We start from the raw sequence: 17,570 nt of genomic DNA on the forward strand, positions 1-17,570 counted from the left end.
GCTTTTATCCCCCAAATAGCTAAAGGTACTCTACGAATGTCTCGTACTATTATGCTTATCCCTACTAGCGCAGGCGTTGGCCTAACAAGCGTTAGCATGGGTGTTCTTCGCGCTATGGAGCGTAAAGGCGTTAAAGTTTCTTTCTACAAGCCAATCTGTCAGCCACGTTCAGGTGGTGATCAGCCAGATCTGACTTCAACTATCGTTGGCCACAACAGCGATATGAAGATCGGTGAACCAATGGCGATGTCTGTTGCTGAAAGCCTAATCGGTAACGACAACATGGACGAGCTGCTAGAAACCGTTGTTGAACGTTACAACCAAATCAACAAAGACGCAGACGTTACGCTAATCGAAGGTCTTGTACCTACTCGTAAGCACCCATTTGCAAACCAAGTAAACGCGGAAATCGCGGCAACACTTGGTGCAGAAATCGTGCTAGTTGCGACTCCTGGTACTGATAACCCAGCGCAACTGAAAGAGCGTATCGAAGTAGCATGTTCTAACTTCGGCGGCACTAAGAACAAAAACATCTCTGGCGTTATCATCAACAAGCTAAACGCTCCTGTTGACGAAGCTGGCCGTACTCGCCCTGACCTATCTGAAATCTTTGACGATGCAGATAGCGCGAAACAAAACGAATTGAAAGTGATGGAAATCTTCAACACTTCTCCAATTCGTGTACTAGGTTGTGTGCCATGGAGCATTGATCTGATTGCGACTCGTGCAATCGACATGGCTAAGCACCTGAAAGCAGATATCATCAACGAAGGTGACATCAACACTCGTCGCATCAAGAGCATCACTTTCTGTGCACGTTCTCTGCCAAACATGATTGAGCATTTCAAACCTGGCTCTCTACTTGTTACGTCTGCAGACCGTCCTGATGTTATCGTTGCTGCTTCTCTTGCTGCAATGAACGGTGTGGATATTGGTGCTGTACTGCTAACTGGCGGTTACGACATCCCTCGCGAAATCGAAGGTCTATGTAAACCAGCGTTCGACACTGGTCTACCTATCTTCAAAGCACAAGGTAACACTTGGCAGACATCTCTAAACCTACAGAGCTTCAGCATCGAAGTACCTGCAGACGATAAAGAGCGTATCGAGTTCATCAACGAGCACGTTGCTGGTCACATCGACGGTAACTGGATCGAGTCAATGACTGAAGGTACTCAGAAGTCTCGTCGTCTAAGCCCACCAGCGTTCCGTTACCAACTAACTGAACTTGCTCGTAAAGCAGGCAAGCGTATCGTTCTTCCAGAAGGTGACGAACCACGTACTGTTAAAGCGGCAGCCATCTGTGCTGAACGCGGCATTGCAGACTGTGTGCTTCTAGGTAACCCAGATGAAATCCGTCGCGTAGCAGCTCAACAAGGCGTTGAGCTAGGTACTGGCGTAACCATCATCGATGCCGATGCTGTTCGTGAAAACTACGTTGCTCGTCTAGTTGAGCTGCGCGGTGCGAAAGGCATGACTGAAGTTGTGGCTCGTGAGAAGCTACAAGATTCAGTATTCCTAGGCACAATGATGCTTGAGAACGACGAAGTTGACGGCCTAGTTTCTGGTGCTGTTCATACTACAGCGAACACTATCGTTCCTCCGTTCCAAATCATCAAGACTGCACCAAATGCGTCTATCGTATCTTCAGTATTCTTCATGCTTCTGCCTGATCAAGTACTGGTTTACGGTGACTGTGCGATCAACCCAGATCCAACCGCTGAACAGCTTGCTGAAATCGCTATCCAATCTGCTGATTCTGCAGCCGCATTCGGTATCGACCCTCGCGTTGCTATGATCTCTTACTCTACTGGTGAATCAGGTAAGGGTGCAGACGTTGATAAAGTACGTGAAGCAACTCGCATCGCGAAAGAGAAGCGTCCTGATCTAGTGATCGACGGTCCTCTGCAGTACGACGCAGCTATCATGGAAAACGTGGCAGCGTCTAAAGCGCCTAACTCTCCAGTAGCAGGTAAAGCGACAGTATTCGTATTCCCAGACCTAAACACGGGTAACACGACTTACAAAGCGGTACAACGTTCAGCTGACCTAGTTTCTATCGGTCCAATGCTGCAAGGTATGCGCAAGCCTGTAAACGACTTGTCTCGTGGTGCGCTAGTAGACGATATCGTGTACACAATCGCTCTAACAGCAATCCAAGCAGACCAAGAAGCTAAATAATCGCTTCTGACATCTAGTTGGACAACTATCCAAAGCCCTCGATTCGTCGAGGGCTTTTTCTATTGTTGGCCACACAGCAAAGAGGCTATGAGCAATAGCACTAATACGCTCTTATGAATATAGCGCCATAAATACCCCAGCCCCAACCACAACACAACCTGTCATCACGGGTGCGATTCGGTGCCAAAGCTTCTTATCCCCTATCGCGATAACCATCCCCATTTTCACAATGGTATTAACCGAAGCGGCAATCAAAATGCCTAATGCAGCAGTGGTCACGCTTAATGTTTGCGTACTTTGACGTCCGAGGGTTAACGAGATCGCATCAACGTCAGTAATCCCTGATAAAGCAGAAAGGATCAACACCCCCGCATTGCCGAACCAGTCAGACAAAGCGTGAGCGAGCAGCATAATCACCGCCAACACGAGGCCAAAGAACAGTGCCGACTGCAAAGCAAGAGGGTTCGTTTGCTTATTTGATTGCTCAATCTGCTCAACTTCACTTCTGCGCCAAATCCACCATGCCGGAATGTACAGCGCAACCATCATCGCCATCACAATTGGCCAAAGCAGTTTCACTAATTGTGGATTGATAACGGACAGTACGATAAGTAAACGAGGGAACATGGTTCCGCAGCTCAGAAGAATACCACTAGCGAGTAACGGGCTGATGCTCGCTTGCTCACGAGAAAGATGGGAAAACTGCAACGTTAATGCTGTCGAAGAGCTAAGACCAGCAAATACAGACGTAAACAAAATACCTCGCTTCGCCCCGCCGATCTTTATCGCAAAATAACCGACAAAAGAGATACTAGCGATCAGCACAACCATCCACCAAATCTCATACGGGTTAAGTGCATTCCAAGGGCCGTAAGATTGATTTGGTAACAGTGGTAACATGACTATCGAGATAAGTAATAAACGCAGTGCTGCGTCTAACTCATACTCTTGCAGTTTTTGTAGTGCTTGATGTAGCTCTCTTTTGTTATCGAGCACCACAGCGGTTATGACGGCCGCTGCTGCAGCTAAAACAGCCTCACCCGACACGGCAAGGTTACCCAGAACAAACACCACCATGATACTAACCACGCCAGTGATGCTCACATCTCCGCTCTTTTTCTGCTGTATAACAAAAGCGATGCAAGTGAGGATGACTAAAGCGATAAGCGCAAAACCAATGAGTAAAGGTGTATAGATGTTGGCGAGAATGCCAACTAAACCACCGAGTAAACCGACTAAAGAAAAAGTACGAATGCCCGCGACACGACTGCCTTCTACGCTATTGCGCATCACCCAGCCACGTTGGGTGCCAACAATTGCCCCCAGTAATAGAGCAATAAGCAGATTCCAAATTAGATGCTCGCCACTGACAAACTCATTGATATCCATGCATCACCCCCGTTAAAAAGCGGTTGTTATATCATTAGTTTATTTCAATATGGGTAATAAGCTGTGACGATGAGAGGATAATCAGAAAATGGCCCCGGCTCCCGGCTTACCATTGCGTCTTATAATTTCATTATTCTTTTACCTACCACCAAAACGTAATAGAACGAAGCGATCCTCCCTGTTCAATTTATCAGCATTATTTACATTCATTATTTACATTTCAACTGAACTTTCTTACTAGAACTACGTAACGAAGATGGACCGCTATTAAGCAAACTCACACATAAGTAAGGAATACATATGAACAACTCCATCAACAACTCACTGCTAAAGCTTGGTTTAGCTGCATTTCTGTTCAGTTTTTCTTCATTCAGCTTTTCTGCCCCAAGCATTAAAGGCGTTGATCAAGATATGTCCGGAGGAACGGTAACCGCAAAAATGGCTCATGCTGACGACAACGGATGGATGGTAGTCCACCGAACAGACGAATCAATGAAGCCTGGCCCTGTTATCGGCTATGCCCCATTAAAGATGGGACAGAATGAGAACGTGAATGCAATTTTGATGGAACCGGTTGAGTCTGGCGACATGCTGATGCTAATGGTCCACGGAGAAAAAGGGGGAATGAAGACTGGCGTATTTGAATATACACTCGGAGCCAAAGAAGATGGCCCTGTAAAAGTCGACGGAAAACTAGTGATGGACGTCGTACGCGCTAAGTAAGACGAGCGCACACTTAAAAGTCACTCTCCTACTCCTAGTATTTAGTTAGCATAAAAGTACTTAACGACATTGCTAACCGTTAAGTACTTTTTCATTTCTGATGGAGGCAGCAAACTAGCCAATTATTTCTCTTCCATGAGGAGAGTTTAAGTCTAAATCAGGCCCTTTGGGTACGACTTGCGTCGGGTTAATCCCGGTGTGGCTGAAATAGTAGTGACGTTTAATATGGTAGAAATCCGTGGTTTCTTCGACGCCTTCGACTTGATACAACTCTTTTAAGTATCCTTGAATATTCTCGTAGTCTGCGATGCGCTGCTTGTTACATTTGAAGTGGCCCACATACACGGCATCGAAACGGATCAGAGTCGTAAACAAACGCCAATCAGCCTCAGTAATAGTATTCCCCGCTAAATAACGATGCGTCGCTAGGTGCGAATCGATTTTATCTAGCGCAGCGAATAAAGAATCGTATGCTTCTTCATATGCCTCTTGCGTGGTCGCAAAACCACAGCGATACACTCCATTGTTGACGTTTGGATAAACAAAATCGTTCCACTCGTCAATAACATGCTTTAACTGTTCTGGATAATAGTCATCGTGGTTTCCTGTTAACTCATTGAACTCCGTGTTAAACATACGAATAATTTCTGACGACTCATTCGACACAATCGTATTGGTCTTTTTATCCCAAAGCACAGGCACAGTTACACGGCCTGTGTAATCTGGTTTGGCCTGCGTGTAGATTTGGTGCATACGAGTGTGACCAAATAGTGGCTCAGGAAGCCCCATTTGCCAGCCTTGGCTTAACATATCAGGGCAAACAACCGTGACATCAATATGGGGCTCTAAGCCTTTCAGCTTGCGGAAGATGAGCGTTCGGTGTGCCCAAGGACAAGCAAGAGAGACATACAAATGGTATCGACCAGACTCTGGTTTAAACTCCGCATCAGGTTCGTTTTTAACCCAGTTACGGAATCCGGCATCTTCACGCACAAATTTGCCACCATTTGATTTTGTGTCATACCAGACGTCATGCCAAACACCTTCGACCAACTTACCCATGATTGCGCTCCTCTCATTCTGTTTATGTCTATATTAGCGTTTCCTATCAAACAGAAAATCACTGAACTTAGGACATCATGTTCAAGAATTTCGAATGTATAAATCAGATGCATAAAAAAAGCGCGACCCGATGAAGGTGTCGCGCTTAAGCCCGTCACAGGCTGAATTTATACACTAACGTGCAAACAAGATACCGCGTGAACGTCGTTGCCTTGAATCGTTGGCTTCGTCTTCGTACACTCTTCGGTTGCTTGCGGGCAACGAGTGCGGAACACACAACCCGATGGTGGACTGATCGGCGAAGGAAGGTCGCCTTCCAGCATCTGGATTTTCTTACTGCGTTCAATGTTCGGGTCCGGAATCGGAACCGCTGACATCAATGCGCGTGTATATGGGTGCTTAGGATCAGCAAACAGCGCCTCCGCCTCACCAAGCTCGACAGCATTACCTAAGTACATGACCAAAACACGATCTGAGATGTGTTTAACCACTGACAAATCATGCGCAATGAATACCAGAGAAAGGCCTAGTTCTTTTTGAATCTCTTTAAGCAGGTTAACAACCTGAGCTTGAATAGATACATCAAGCGCCGATACTGGCTCGTCACAAATGATCATCTTAGGCTTAAGGATAAGCGCACGCGCAATCCCGATACGCTGACACTGACCACCCGAGAACTCGTGTGGGTAACGGTTAATAACGTTAGGTAATAGGCCAACTTTCGCCATCATCTCTTTAACGCGGTCTTTCACTTCCTGCTTAGACAGTTCTGGGTAGAACGTTTCAAGAGGCTCAGCAATAATGTCGCCAACCGTCATACGTGGGTTAAGAGAAGCCAAAGGATCTTGGAAAATCATCTGAATTTCTTTACGCGTTTCACGACGTTGGACGTCTTTCATCTTAGTTAGATCTTGACCTAACCAAACTACTTCGCCATCCGTCGCTTCAACAAGACCGATGATGGCGCGCGCAAACGTCGATTTACCACAACCTGACTCGCCTACTACACCAAGTGTTTCCCCCTCGTATAGTCGAACGTTCACCCCATCAACCGCTTTTAGGCTTGAAGGCTTTGACCACGGCCATGCCGATTTTGACGCAATGCTGAAGTGAACTTTCAGCTCTGAAATGTCCAGAATTAGCTTTTTATCTACTGCGTTCATTTGTTCCAAGCCTCCCATTCAGAAAAACATGCGCGCTGACGACCATCACCAAATGGAGTCAGAATTGGCGCTTCACGCTTACAACGATCCATCACTCGATGGCAACGCTCTTGATAAGGGCAGCCCGGTGGTAGACGAAGCAAGTTTGGTGGATTACCGGGAATGGTTGGCAGAATTTCACCTTCCGTATCAAGGCGAGGAATCGCCTTCAGCAGACCCTCTGCATAAGGGTGGCTTGGATTATAGAAGATTTCGTTTACGTTGCCGTACTCCATCGTACGACCTGCATACATCACCAGCACTTTGTCACACGAACCTGCAACAACACCAAGGTCGTGCGTGATCATGATGATCGCCGTGTTGAACTCGTCTTTAAGCTCATTAAGCAGGTCCATGATCTGTGCTTGAACCGTCACATCAAGTGCTGTTGTTGGCTCATCGGCAATAAGCAGTTTAGGGCGACATAACAACGCCATCGCGATCATTACACGCTGACGCATACCGCCTGAAAACTCATGCGGGTACATCGTGATACGCTTACGCGCTTCAGGGATTTTCACCGCTTCCAGCATGCGTACTGATTCTTCAAATGCTTCCGCTTTGCCCATGCCTTTATGCAGCATAAGCACTTCCATCAACTGGTCACTTACCTTCATGTAAGGGTTCAGCGATGTCATTGGGTCTTGGAAGATCATGGCGATCTGTTCAGCGCGAACTTTGTTCAGTTCTTTTTCTGGTAAGTTTAAGATTTCTTTGCCTTCAAACTTTGCGCTACCAGAGATAATACCGTTTTTAGCCAACAGGCCCATGATTGCGAATACGGTTTGAGATTTACCTGATCCCGACTCTCCAACGATGCCTAAGGTTTCGCCTTGGTTGAGAGAGAAGTTCAAATCGTTTACTGCGGTTACGATACCATCTTGCGTGGTGAATTCGACGCGCAGATCTTTGACATCTAATAAGCTCATCATTGCTTCCTTAATCTTATCTTTTAATTATCTGTCTTTTGGATCCAGCGCATCGCGCAGGCCGTCACCAACGTAGTTGAAGCAGAATAGCGTCACAACCATGAACACGGCTGGGAATGCCAGCTGCCAGATTGCCACTTCCATTGTCTGTGCACCTTCTTGTAGAAGGGCTCCCCAACTTGTCATCGGTTCCTGAACACCAAGACCAAGGAATGATAGGAATGACTCCGTCAGGATCATGCTCGGGATAAGTAGCGTAGAGTAAACCGCTACGATACCCAGTACGTTCGGCACGATATGACGAGTGATAATTTTCCAGTTGCTAACACCACACACATGTGCAGCTTCGATGAACTCTTTGCTACGTAAGCTGAGTGTCTGACCACGTACGATACGCGCCATATCTAGCCATGCGATAGCACCAATCGCGACAAAGATCAGCATGATGTTACGACCGAAGAATGTCACAAGTACGATAACTAGGAACATAAACGGTACCGCGTACAAAATCTCTAGAATACGCATCATCACACGGTCAACTTTACCGCCGATAAAACCAGATGCTGCGCCATAGAGCGTACCAATCAGTACAGCTACAAATGCACCCATGACCCCCACCATCAACGAAATACGACCGCCGATTAGCGTGCGTACGTATAAGTCACGACCTAAGCTGTCGGTACCAAACCAATGGTCAGCATTCGGTGCAACGTGCATCGCGTACCAGTCAGTATCATCAAAGGTGTGCGGTGCGATCATTGGCAGAATAATCACCGCCAACGTCATTAGAACAAGAAGGAATAAACTCACCATTGCCGCTTTGTTGCGCATAAAACGGATACGAGCATCTTGCCAAAGACTGCGACCTTCAATCTCCAAGTTTTCGGAGAACTTCTCAATCGCTTCTAGGTTTTCTTTTTTCGTTAACATAACCAAACGTCCCTGTTAGTAGCGAATTTTCGGGTCAATCATTGCAAGTAGAATATCTACAATCGCGTTGAATAAAATGAATAGGAAACCAATCAGGATGGTTACACCCATTACTAGCGAGTAGTCACGGTTAAACGCAGCATTAACGAATAGCTTACCAATACCTGGTAGACCAAAAATGGTTTCGATAACAACAGAACCGGTGATGATACCTACGAAAGCAGGACCCATGTAAGAAACAACAGGAAGAAGTGCCGGCTTAAGGGCGTGCTTGATGATGATGTAACGGTAGCTTAGACCTTTAGCACGAGCCGTACGAATAAAGTTACTGTTCAGTGTCTCGATCATCGAGCCACGCGTAATACGAGCGAAGGTTGCAACATACAGTAGTGACATACCAATGACAGGAAGCACTAAATACTGCCAGCTACCATCTTGCCAACCGCCCGCAGGGAAGATATTCCAGTGAAGCGAGAACAGATAGATAAGAGCAGGTGCCAATACAAAAGAAGGCATTACCACGCCGAGCATCGCTGTCGACATGATGGTGTAATCAATCCAAGTATTCTGCTTGAGCGCAGCAATGGTACCGACGGTAACCCCCATAATCAGGGTAAAGATAAAGGCGATGAAGCCCACTTTAGCCGAAACCGGTAAGGCAACCGCGATCAGCTCGTTAACCGAGTAATCAAGGTATTTAAATGACGGTCCGAAATCCCCTTGGATAACATTGGTCAAATACGTGGTGTATTGTTCAAATACAGGTTTATCTAAGCCATATTTAGCTTCGATATTTGCCATTACTTCGGGTGGCAATGGACGCTCTGTCGAGAAAGGGTTTCCCGGTGCAAAGCGCATAAGAAAGAAAGATACGGTGATCAAAACCAACATTGTTGGGATCGCCTCAAATATCCTTTTTGCGATGAATTTAAGCATAAACTCACTCTTTCAGTCTGTGACAGTTAAATTAAAGAAGTCGTCCAATTCTTTTGGACTAAAGATAGGCGCTACATGCAATTTCTCACATGTAGAGCCTCATTTTTATAGTTCTATCGAGTTACGAATTACTCTGTGATGTAGAGATCTTTAGAGTAAATCTTGTCTTCCGCGTTATTGACTGGGAAGCCACCAACTTTCGGTGATAGTAGACGTGATTTCACGTACTGGTAGATAGGTGCGATTGGCATATCTTTTGCCATCAACTTCTCTGCTTCTAGGTAAAGCGCTTGACGCTCTTCGTCAGAAGTTGAAGCAAATGCTTTGTTCATGATTGCATCGTACTCTTTGCTGTCGTAGTGAATACCACCAGTAGTGTTATTACTCATCATCAGCGTTAGGAAAGATGAAGCTTCGTTGTAGTCGCCACACCAACCTGCACGAGCAACCTCAAAGTTGCCAGAATCTTTGGTAGATAGGTAAGTTTTCCACTCTTGGTTTTCTAGCGTAACGTCTAGACCAAGCGTCTTCTTCCACATTGAACCCAGTGCAACCGCAAGTTTCTTGTGGTTCTCTGACGTGTTGTATAGAAGGTTAAATTCAAGAGGGTTGTCTGCACCGTAACCCGCCTCTTCCAATAGACGCGCCGCTTCAGCGTTACGCTCTTCTTGCGTCATTTTGCCGTATGCAGGGATTTCTGGGTTGAAACCCGCCGTGATTTCAGGCGTTAGGAAATAAGCTGGCTTTTGACCCTGTGCTAGGATCGCATCAGTCACGATATTACGGTCAATCGCATAAGAAATCGCTTTACGTACGCGAACATCATCAAACGGCTTTTTCTTCGTGTTGAAGATGTAGTAGTAAGTACACAAGTTACCCGACACAGACACGTCTTCTGGATGCTCTTGCTTCAAACGCTTGAAGTGCTCTGTAGGCAGTTCATTCGTGAAGTCGATTTCACCTGCTAGGAAGCGGTTCATTTCCGCTACTTGGTTTTCGATTGGTAGGAAAGTAACTTGATCAAGCGTCGTGTTTTCGTTGTCCCAGTATTGTTCGTTACGTTTTAGAACTAAACGCTCGTTTACAACCCAGTTGTCAACAACATAAGCACCGTTACCTACAAAGTTCTCAGGCTTCGTCCATTGATCGCCGAACTTTTCAACGGTTGCTTGGTGAACAGGCTTCACTGTTGTGTGGCCCATCATCATCACAAAGTATGGTACAGCAGTGTCTAGCTCAACCACTAACGTGTGGTCGTCAACCGCTTTAACACCCAACTCACTCTTGTCTTTTTTACCCGCAACAATGTCTTTTGCGTTCTTCATCTTGGTGTATTCCATGTACCAAGCGTATGGAGAAGCGGTTGCTGGGTCGACTGCGCGTTGGAAGCTGTATACAAAATCACCTGCAGTAACAGGATCACCGTTAGACCATTTTGCGTCTTCACGTAGGTGGAAAGTGTATGTTTTGTTGTCTTCAGTTTCCCAAGATTCTGCAACACCAGGGATAGTGTTACCGTCCGCATCTTGGTTTACTAGGCCTTCAAGAAGATCGCGAATCACGTGGGATTCTGGAACACCTTGAGATTTATGAGGGTCTATTGTCGCAACTTCTGTACCGTTACCACGCACCAATTCTTGAACAGCAGCAAGTTTTGGCTCTTTAGAATCAGATTTAGCTTCAGGGGCTGGAGCCGGAGCAGGCTCAGCAGCTTGTTTCTCTGCAGGCTTTTCGCCACAACCAGCTAAAGCGAGAGAAAGACCAGCACCAATAAATAAAGCGCGCGTGATTTTATTCTTATACATGCGTAAAACTCCAAATTTTTTCGTTAGCATCCATGACTTCTTTGTAAGGGCCTGGAACGGTCAGAGTTTTAGATTTTTTTAGTGCACTTTCTGAGCACAAAAGCCTAAAACCTTACAAAGACTGCGGCACACATTAGCAATCATTGAAGTAATTTGCCATAAAAATGTAGCAAAAAAACCAATAATCCTGACTAAACCACACATATCTAGCAGTAAACTCTAATCAAAAAGTATTCACCAGCCAAATGGAGACCAGAAGCGACATTCCACAGACAAAACTTTCGATTAATCTACATTTAAACCATTTAATAGCATCTTATGCTAGATATTTACATATTATTTAACATTTATGACAAATGAAGTCTAACAAATAATTGTTTATATATTGGGCTAAAAACTTTTATTGTGAAGAATATCACCAGAGCGAGCACGGGTTGTGTTGAAGTCAAATGAGCAGAATTATGAAGATAAGTACAAAAAAAGCTAAGTGCCATTGACACTTAGCTTTTTTCACTAGAATGAGGAGTGGGTTCTATTTTTCCCAACGCTGTGCAGCTTGGTGATCAGTATCGCGCGACTCAATCCAACGATCTTCACTCGTCGTGCGTTCTTTCTTCCAAAATGGTGCTTTGGTTTTCAAGTAGTCCATGATGAACTCGCAAGCATCAAATGCTGCTCCGCGGTGTGCACTTGAAACACCAACAAAGACGATTTGATCACCGCTATCCATATCACCAACGCGATGAATCACGCGTACGCCCAATAATGGCCAACGTGATTCAGCTTGATCGCAAATGTCGCTCAAGCTCTTCTCAGTCATGCCTGGGTAGTGTTCCAAGTGCAAACCAACAACATTATCGCCAAGGTTCATATCTCGAACTTTACCAATGAATGTTACGACAGCACCAGCAGCCGTACTTTCGGATAAACGTTGATATTCGTGATCAACGGAAAAGTCTTCAACTTGTACAGAGACGCGTGGATCCATCTTAACCTCCTGTTACCGGTGGGAAAAATGCAACTTCATCCCCCGCTTTTACTTCGGTATCAAGTGGGACAATAGATTGATTAACAGCAGCAAGTAGCTTTCCTGGCTCTAAAGCCAAATCCCACTTACCATTTTTATCAGCGCCCTCTTCCACGAGATGTGCGCGAATCGCTTCAACCGTTTCAAATTGATCATCTAATTCGACACTGTCGATACCAATCAGCTCACGAGTCTGAGCAAAAAAAAGTACTTTAATCATGATTCCGCCTTGAAGTGTCCAGATTTTCCACCCGTCTTTTCTAGGAGACGAACTTGACCGATAACCATGTCTTTTTGCACCGCTTTACACATATCGTAAATCGTCAGTGCAGCAACAGAAGCCGCCGTGAGCGCTTCCATTTCTACGCCCGTTTTACCTGCAAGCTTACAAACAGATTCAATACGAACTTTGTTTTCTGACTCAATAGCCTCCAACTGAACTTCGACTTTAGAAAGCAACAGAGGATGACAAAGTGGAATCAAATCCCACGTTTTCTTTGCAGCTTGGATACCAGCAATTCGAGCCGTCGCGAACACATCACCTTTATGATGCTGCCCGGAAACAATCAGTTGCAAGGTTTCTGGGGCCATGTGAACAAATGCTTCTGCACGTGCTTCACGAACCGTTTCTGCTTTTGCAGACACGTCGACCATGTTGGCTTCGCCAGACGCGTTGATATGGGTAAATTGAGTCATTGTTTTTCCTTCGCTTTTAGGAAAGGTTATACAGATAGGTGCGGCATGAAGTTACAAGGGCGATGGCTTGCATCTAACTGCTGCTTGATGATCTTCGTCCAGCCAGTGCGGCACGCGCCAGTTGAACCAGGCATTGCGAAGATAACTGTATGGTTAGCAAAACCTGCAATTGCACGCGATTGGATCGTTGACGTACCAATTTCTTCGTAAGACACCATGCGGAATAACTCACCAAAACCTTCTACTTCTTTATCAAACAGAGGCTTCAGCGCTTCTGGCGTGCTGTCACGTGACGTGAACCCTGTACCACCAGTAATCATGATCGCTTGAACATTGTCGTCCGCAATCCACTGAGAAACAATTGCGCGAATTTTGTACATATCATCAATAACAATTTGCTTATCGACAACATTGTGACCCGCTTCTTGAGCGTGTTCAACAAGGTAGCGACCAGAGGTATCGTTTTCTTCGGTACGAGTGTCAGATACCGTTAGAACGGCAATATTTGCAGGTTGAAATTTGCTTTCAGCGTGACCCATGTGTTCACCTATTCTCTTTTAACTTTGATACGTTTGGTATCGATTCTAGAAAAGCGAGGGAAAGCTAGCCTATAAATAAGCTTTCCCTACAAAATTTGAGTTGATTTAGCCGCCGATAGACGCCAGATGTGGCGTCATACCCGTATTACCATCATGCAAGAAGTGGCTCACCGACTTAGTTTGTAACTGCGCTTGGATGCGTTCAATAAGCTCACTTTCTTGCTCATCACGTTCCAGTAGATCACGCAGTTCTACACCGTGATCTCCAAACAAACACAGATGCAGCTTACCCATCGCAGAGACGCGTAGTCGGTTGCAGCTCTCACAAAAGTCTTTTTCATAAGGCATGATTAGACCAATTTCACCCTTGTAATCTGGATGAACAAACACTTGCGCGGGGCCGTCATTATGAGAGCGCACTTTAAGCAGCCAACCGTTCGCAATCAACTGATTACGAATTGCTACGCCGGACACATGATGCTTATTGAATAAATCATCCATCTCACCCGTTTGCATCAATTCGATGAAGCGCAGTTGGATTGGACGATCTTTTATCCAGTTAAGAAACGCTGGCAGCTCGTGATGGTTCAGATCTTTCATCAACACCACATTAACTTTGACTTGCTCATAACCGACCTCGAACGCACGTTCGATACCATTCATGACTTCAGTAAACTTATTTTCACCTGTGATTTGATGAAACATACGCGGATCAAGGCTGTCCACGCTGACGTTGATGTGAGTTAAGCCCGCTTCACGCCAGTCTGCTACTTGCTTTGCCATGCGGTAACCATTGGTCGTAGTTGCAACTTTTTGGATACCAGGTGTCGTCGCCACTGAGTGGATAATGTCGGTAAAATCTTTGCGTAAACTTGGTTCACCGCCAGTAATGCGCACTTTTGACGTGCCACAATCAGCAAACGCTTTTACGACCCGTTTGATTTCAGGAAGAGATAAAAAAGACGAGTTTTTATTGCCCGAAGGCTTATAGCCATCAGGAAGGCAATAGGTACATTTGAAATTACATACGTCGGTCACAGACAGACGCAAGTAATAGAACTTACGATGAAATTTGTCTTCGAATTGTTGCGCCACGGAACACCTTTCCAAACACGGGAGGCATGGCCATTTCCAATCATGCCCTTGTGACAGTACGCCACTGGCTCAAAACGCTTATCCTCGGACTTAGCAATAGTGAGCTCGGAGTTATGGCAACCAGAGATATGAAACCTCTGATAGCTTTGCGGTGTAAAATACTTAATATTTGTACTGGAATCCAGACTTGAGTGATAAAAAACTCTCTAGAGACACAATTTACCGCTAAGTGAGTACCTTTCAAGCACTCCTTAAGATAAATTGTAGCCGTTTTTTACAAGATTATTAGAAGAACGTAATGAATATCTACACGGATAAAAAAGTGGTCGCTGTTGGCGGTGGTCATGGCTTAGGTCGAATGTTGGCCGCACTACGGGATTTTGGCGGCAATGCAACTGGCATTGTCGCCACAACAGACAATGGTGGCTCAACAGGAAGAATTCGTCACTGCCAAGGTGGAATCGCCTGGGGCGACACACGGAACTGCATTAATCAGCTGATCACAGAACCGTCGATCAGTTCAATGATGTTTGAATATCGCTTCAAAGGTACTGGCGAGCTTGATGGTCATAACCTCGGTAACTTGATGCTTACGGCGCTCGATAACTTATCGGTCAGACCGTTAGATGCCATCAATCTGATTCGAAACATGTTAAAAGTCGACGTTAACATTCTTCCTATGTCTGAACACCCTTCCGATCTTTCCGCGTTATCCGTGGATGGAAAGTGGGTCACGGGAGAAACGAATGTAGACGAGATGGACACCGATTTACGTCGTCTCGATCTATCACCAGAAGTTCCTGCAACTAAAGAAGCAGTGACTGCACTGGCAGAAGCAGACGCTATTATTCTTGGTCCTGGCAGCTTTTTAACCAGCATCATGCCTCCTTTGCTGTTGCCTGAGCTCGGCAAAGCCATTGCCTCCAATGAGAAAGCAAAAGTCATTTTCGTTGCCAACTTGAGTCCAGAGTACGGCCCAGCCGGACGAATGACCATGGCACAAAAATTAGAATGGTGTGAGCGTGCCTGCCAAGGTAGGAAGATAGACGTGGTTCTAGCAGAGGAAACCGAGCAAGAAGTATTGAGCCAGTGGAATGTAGTGACGGAATCGTTAGCTTCGTCGAACCGAGATTGGCGTCACGACCGAGATAAACTCAAGCTCGCTATTGAAAGCCAGCTAAGGCTTTCAATTTAAAAAAGCCCTCTAAAGCTAGGGGATAGCTTCAAGTTTACTCGCTGTCAGCAATGAAAAAACCCTTCACTCAAGTGAAGGGTTTTGTGTAAGAGCCTCATTAGAACAGCGCATTACTGCTGCCAATCACGGTAAGCGTCGCGTGTTTCATGCAAAAGATCGAACATCGTTTTTAACTCGTCTGACTCTTCAGCTAACTCACCTGCTTTGGCTTTTTTATCTATCGACATCGCCAATTGACAAAGACGGTCTGCTCCAAAGCTCGCTGCACTGCTTTTTAACGCGTGACTGATTTCTTTTAGGTAACGCAATCGCTCTGTCCCTTGAAACTGAGATAAATTCTCGATGTAGGTATCCATCTCCCCTAAGAAAATATCGAGTAAAACAGGAACATTATCACTGCCAATCTCCATCGACAGTTCATCGATTTTTTGCTGATTTAATACATTCACACTCATACTTTTTGCCGCTCTTCCTTGCCATTCCAAGCCTGTAACTTGCGGTAAATCGTCGACGGACTGACATCAAGGTATCCCGCCGCTCGGGGGATATTGCCATCACACGCTTCAATCGCTTGCTCTATCGCCATTTTTTCTGTCATCCACAACGGCATAATCTCAGACGCAGTCATCACTTTCGGCTCAATGAATTTCGCCACAGAAGACGGACGGTCAAGCGGTTGATTCAGCGGTGGCGGTAACATATCCAACGTGATTTCTTTACCGTTGTTTAGAACAACGATATTGCGCAGCACGTTTTGTAACTGACGAACGTTGCCTGGCCACTCATAGCTATTAAATCGGTCGATTACATCAGGCGCAAAACGCACGAAGCTTTTTCCTTCTTCGTGCGACATATAGCCTAACAGTGAGTATGCAATTTCAATGACATCTTCACCTCGTTCACGTAAAGGTGGCAAATGCAAAGGAATGACATACAAACGATAGTACAAATCTTCACGGAATCGACCTTCTTGTACCTCTTTCCATGGGTCACGGTTAGTTGCACAAACAAAGCGAACATCCACGCTCTTCATTTTTGAAGAGCCCACTTTTTGGAACGTGCCGGTTTGAATAAATCGTAGCAATTTAGTTTGCAAATCTAAGTCCATCTCACACAGTTCATCAAGGAAAAGTGTGCCACCATCCGCTAATTCCGCTGCCCCCTGACGATCATTTGCTGCGCCGGTAAAAGCACCTTTCACGTGACCAAACAGTTCACTCTCAATCAAATCTTTTGGAATTGCAGCACAGTTAATCGCAATAAAAGGCTTGTCACCACGCTTGCTTGCCGCATGGATTGCCTCGGCGCATACCTCTTTACCCGTACCACTTTCACCAGTGATGAAGATGCTCGCTTTACTGCTCGCTGCTGAATCAATCGTACGGTAGACCTGTTGCATAGTTTGGCTGCTGCCAATAAAGCCTTGATAACTTTGATTACCCGGGTTATCAGCCTCGTTTTTTAACTTAGTCGCTTTACGAATCGCATTGTTAACCGTGACACGTAAGCGGTCAGCTTCACACGGTTTGATCAAAAAGTCTTGAGAGCCATGACGCATTGCTTCTACCGCGGTATCGATAGAACCGTGAGCGGTCATAAAAATAATAGGTACGTCTGGATGACTCTTTTTAACAGCGTGTAAAACGTCCATCCCCGTCATATCTGGCAGACGAAGATCGAGCAGAATAAGATCTGGAATTCTATGGTTGAGACTTTCAATGGCATCCCTACCTGTACCGACAATATTGATATCTATACCAAGCGGTGTCAGGTATGAGCGGTACAGTGCCGCAACAGATGCGGTATCCTCAACCATTAAAAGGTAACGAGATTTAGGACCTTCAGATTTTTGTTGCATAAC

At 45.6% G+C, this 17,570-nt stretch carries 17 protein-coding genes and 1 riboswitch; of the genes, 3 read left to right on the top strand and 14 right to left on the bottom strand.

Annotated features, from left to right (window positions below):
* The first annotated feature begins 36 nt into the window (after positions 1-36).
* On the top strand, positions 37-2,181 hold the full coding sequence (gene pta, locus NDJ01_RS01005) for a phosphate acetyltransferase (protein ID WP_005396636.1): 2,145 nt from the start codon (positions 37-39) through the stop codon (positions 2,179-2,181).
* 111 nt (positions 2,182-2,292) lie between these two features.
* Here pta and NDJ01_RS01010 read toward each other — a convergent pair whose 3' ends face one another.
* Positions 2,293-3,570 carry a DUF4010 domain-containing protein gene (locus NDJ01_RS01010; RefSeq protein WP_047010060.1) on the bottom strand — a complete coding sequence of 426 codons (1,278 nt, stop codon included), beginning with the start codon at positions 3,568-3,570 and terminating at the stop codon, positions 2,293-2,295.
* A gap of 300 nt (positions 3,571-3,870) precedes the next feature.
* Here NDJ01_RS01010 and NDJ01_RS01015 point away from each other — a divergent pair, with 300 nt between their 5' ends.
* Positions 3,871-4,293 carry a hypothetical protein gene (locus NDJ01_RS01015; RefSeq protein ID WP_237308107.1) on the top strand — a complete coding sequence of 141 codons (423 nt, stop codon included), beginning with the start codon at positions 3,871-3,873 and terminating at the stop codon, positions 4,291-4,293.
* A 114-nt stretch (positions 4,294-4,407) separates the two neighbouring features.
* On the opposite strand, the gene NDJ01_RS01020 is transcribed toward NDJ01_RS01015, so the two are convergent.
* The 11 genes from NDJ01_RS01020 to moaA form a co-directional block, all read right to left on the bottom strand.
* A complete protein-coding gene (locus NDJ01_RS01020) occupies positions 4,408-5,355 on the bottom strand; it encodes a glutathione S-transferase family protein (RefSeq protein ID WP_258586098.1) in 948 nt (315 codons plus the stop codon).
* Positions 5,356-5,522: 167 nt separating this feature from the next.
* On the bottom strand, positions 5,523-6,536 hold the full coding sequence (gene oppF / locus NDJ01_RS01025; RefSeq protein ID WP_309475419.1) for a murein tripeptide/oligopeptide ABC transporter ATP binding protein OppF: 1,014 nt from the start codon (positions 6,534-6,536) through the stop codon (positions 5,523-5,525).
* On the bottom strand, positions 6,515-7,486 hold the full coding sequence (locus NDJ01_RS01030; protein ID WP_005396641.1) for an ABC transporter ATP-binding protein: 972 nt from the start codon (positions 7,484-7,486) through the stop codon (positions 6,515-6,517). Before NDJ01_RS01030 ends, oppF begins: the two co-directional genes overlap by 22 nt.
* 27 nt (positions 7,487-7,513) lie before the next feature.
* Positions 7,514-8,416, bottom strand: a complete 903-nt coding sequence (oppC, locus tag NDJ01_RS01035) for an oligopeptide ABC transporter permease OppC (protein WP_005396642.1) — start codon at positions 8,414-8,416, stop codon at positions 7,514-7,516.
* A 15-nt stretch (positions 8,417-8,431) separates the two neighbouring features.
* Positions 8,432-9,352: an oligopeptide ABC transporter permease OppB gene (oppB, locus tag NDJ01_RS01040; protein ID WP_006742810.1), complete on the bottom strand. Its 921-nt coding sequence runs from the start codon at positions 9,350-9,352 to the stop codon at positions 8,432-8,434.
* 128 nt (positions 9,353-9,480) lie between these two features.
* Entirely contained in the window at positions 9,481-11,157 is a 1,677-nt protein-coding gene (locus tag NDJ01_RS01045) for an ABC transporter substrate-binding protein (protein ID WP_005396644.1), read from the bottom strand.
* Positions 11,158-11,689: 532 nt separating this feature from the next.
* Positions 11,690-12,145 carry a molybdopterin synthase catalytic subunit MoaE gene (gene moaE, locus NDJ01_RS01050; RefSeq protein ID WP_047010064.1) on the bottom strand — a complete coding sequence of 152 codons (456 nt, stop codon included), beginning with the start codon at positions 12,143-12,145 and terminating at the stop codon, positions 11,690-11,692.
* A 1-nt stretch (position 12,146) separates the two neighbouring features.
* On the bottom strand, positions 12,147-12,404 hold the full coding sequence (moaD, locus tag NDJ01_RS01055; protein WP_005396646.1) for a molybdopterin synthase sulfur carrier subunit: 258 nt from the start codon (positions 12,402-12,404) through the stop codon (positions 12,147-12,149).
* Positions 12,401-12,880 (bottom strand): cyclic pyranopterin monophosphate synthase MoaC, encoded by a 480-nt coding sequence (gene moaC, locus NDJ01_RS01060; RefSeq protein WP_005396647.1) that lies wholly within the window; start codon positions 12,878-12,880, stop codon positions 12,401-12,403. The genes moaD and moaC overlap by 4 nt, the downstream gene beginning before the upstream one ends.
* 26 nt (positions 12,881-12,906) lie before the next feature.
* A complete protein-coding gene (moaB, locus tag NDJ01_RS01065; RefSeq protein WP_005396648.1) occupies positions 12,907-13,419 on the bottom strand; it encodes a molybdenum cofactor biosynthesis protein B in 513 nt (170 codons plus the stop codon).
* A 105-nt stretch (positions 13,420-13,524) separates the two neighbouring features.
* Positions 13,525-14,514 carry a GTP 3',8-cyclase MoaA gene (gene moaA / locus NDJ01_RS01070; protein WP_006742808.1) on the bottom strand — a complete coding sequence of 330 codons (990 nt, stop codon included), beginning with the start codon at positions 14,512-14,514 and terminating at the stop codon, positions 13,525-13,527.
* A riboswitch (molybdenum cofactor riboswitch) is annotated at positions 14,503-14,637 on the bottom strand. (Overlaps the previous gene by 12 nt.)
* A 175-nt stretch (positions 14,638-14,812) precedes the next feature.
* Between moaA and NDJ01_RS01075 the strand changes: the two genes are divergently transcribed.
* Positions 14,813-15,709 carry a YvcK family protein gene (locus NDJ01_RS01075; RefSeq protein ID WP_047010065.1) on the top strand — a complete coding sequence of 299 codons (897 nt, stop codon included), beginning with the start codon at positions 14,813-14,815 and terminating at the stop codon, positions 15,707-15,709.
* Positions 15,710-15,819: 110 nt separating this feature from the next.
* On the opposite strand, the gene luxU is transcribed toward NDJ01_RS01075, so the two are convergent.
* Both luxU and luxO read right to left on the bottom strand, forming a co-directional pair.
* Positions 15,820-16,164 carry a quorum-sensing phosphorelay protein LuxU gene (gene luxU, locus NDJ01_RS01080; RefSeq protein WP_012841577.1) on the bottom strand — a complete coding sequence of 115 codons (345 nt, stop codon included), beginning with the start codon at positions 16,162-16,164 and terminating at the stop codon, positions 15,820-15,822.
* Positions 16,161-17,567: a quorum-sensing sigma-54 dependent transcriptional regulator LuxO gene (gene luxO / locus NDJ01_RS01085; protein ID WP_005396653.1), complete on the bottom strand. Its 1,407-nt coding sequence runs from the start codon at positions 17,565-17,567 to the stop codon at positions 16,161-16,163. Before luxO ends, luxU begins: the two co-directional genes overlap by 4 nt.
* Between the last annotated feature and the right edge of the window lie 3 nt (positions 17,568-17,570).

Source organism: Vibrio sp. HS-50-1, from assembly GCF_024747315.1.
Classification (GTDB): Bacteria; Pseudomonadota; Gammaproteobacteria; order Enterobacterales; family Vibrionaceae; genus Vibrio; species Vibrio diabolicus.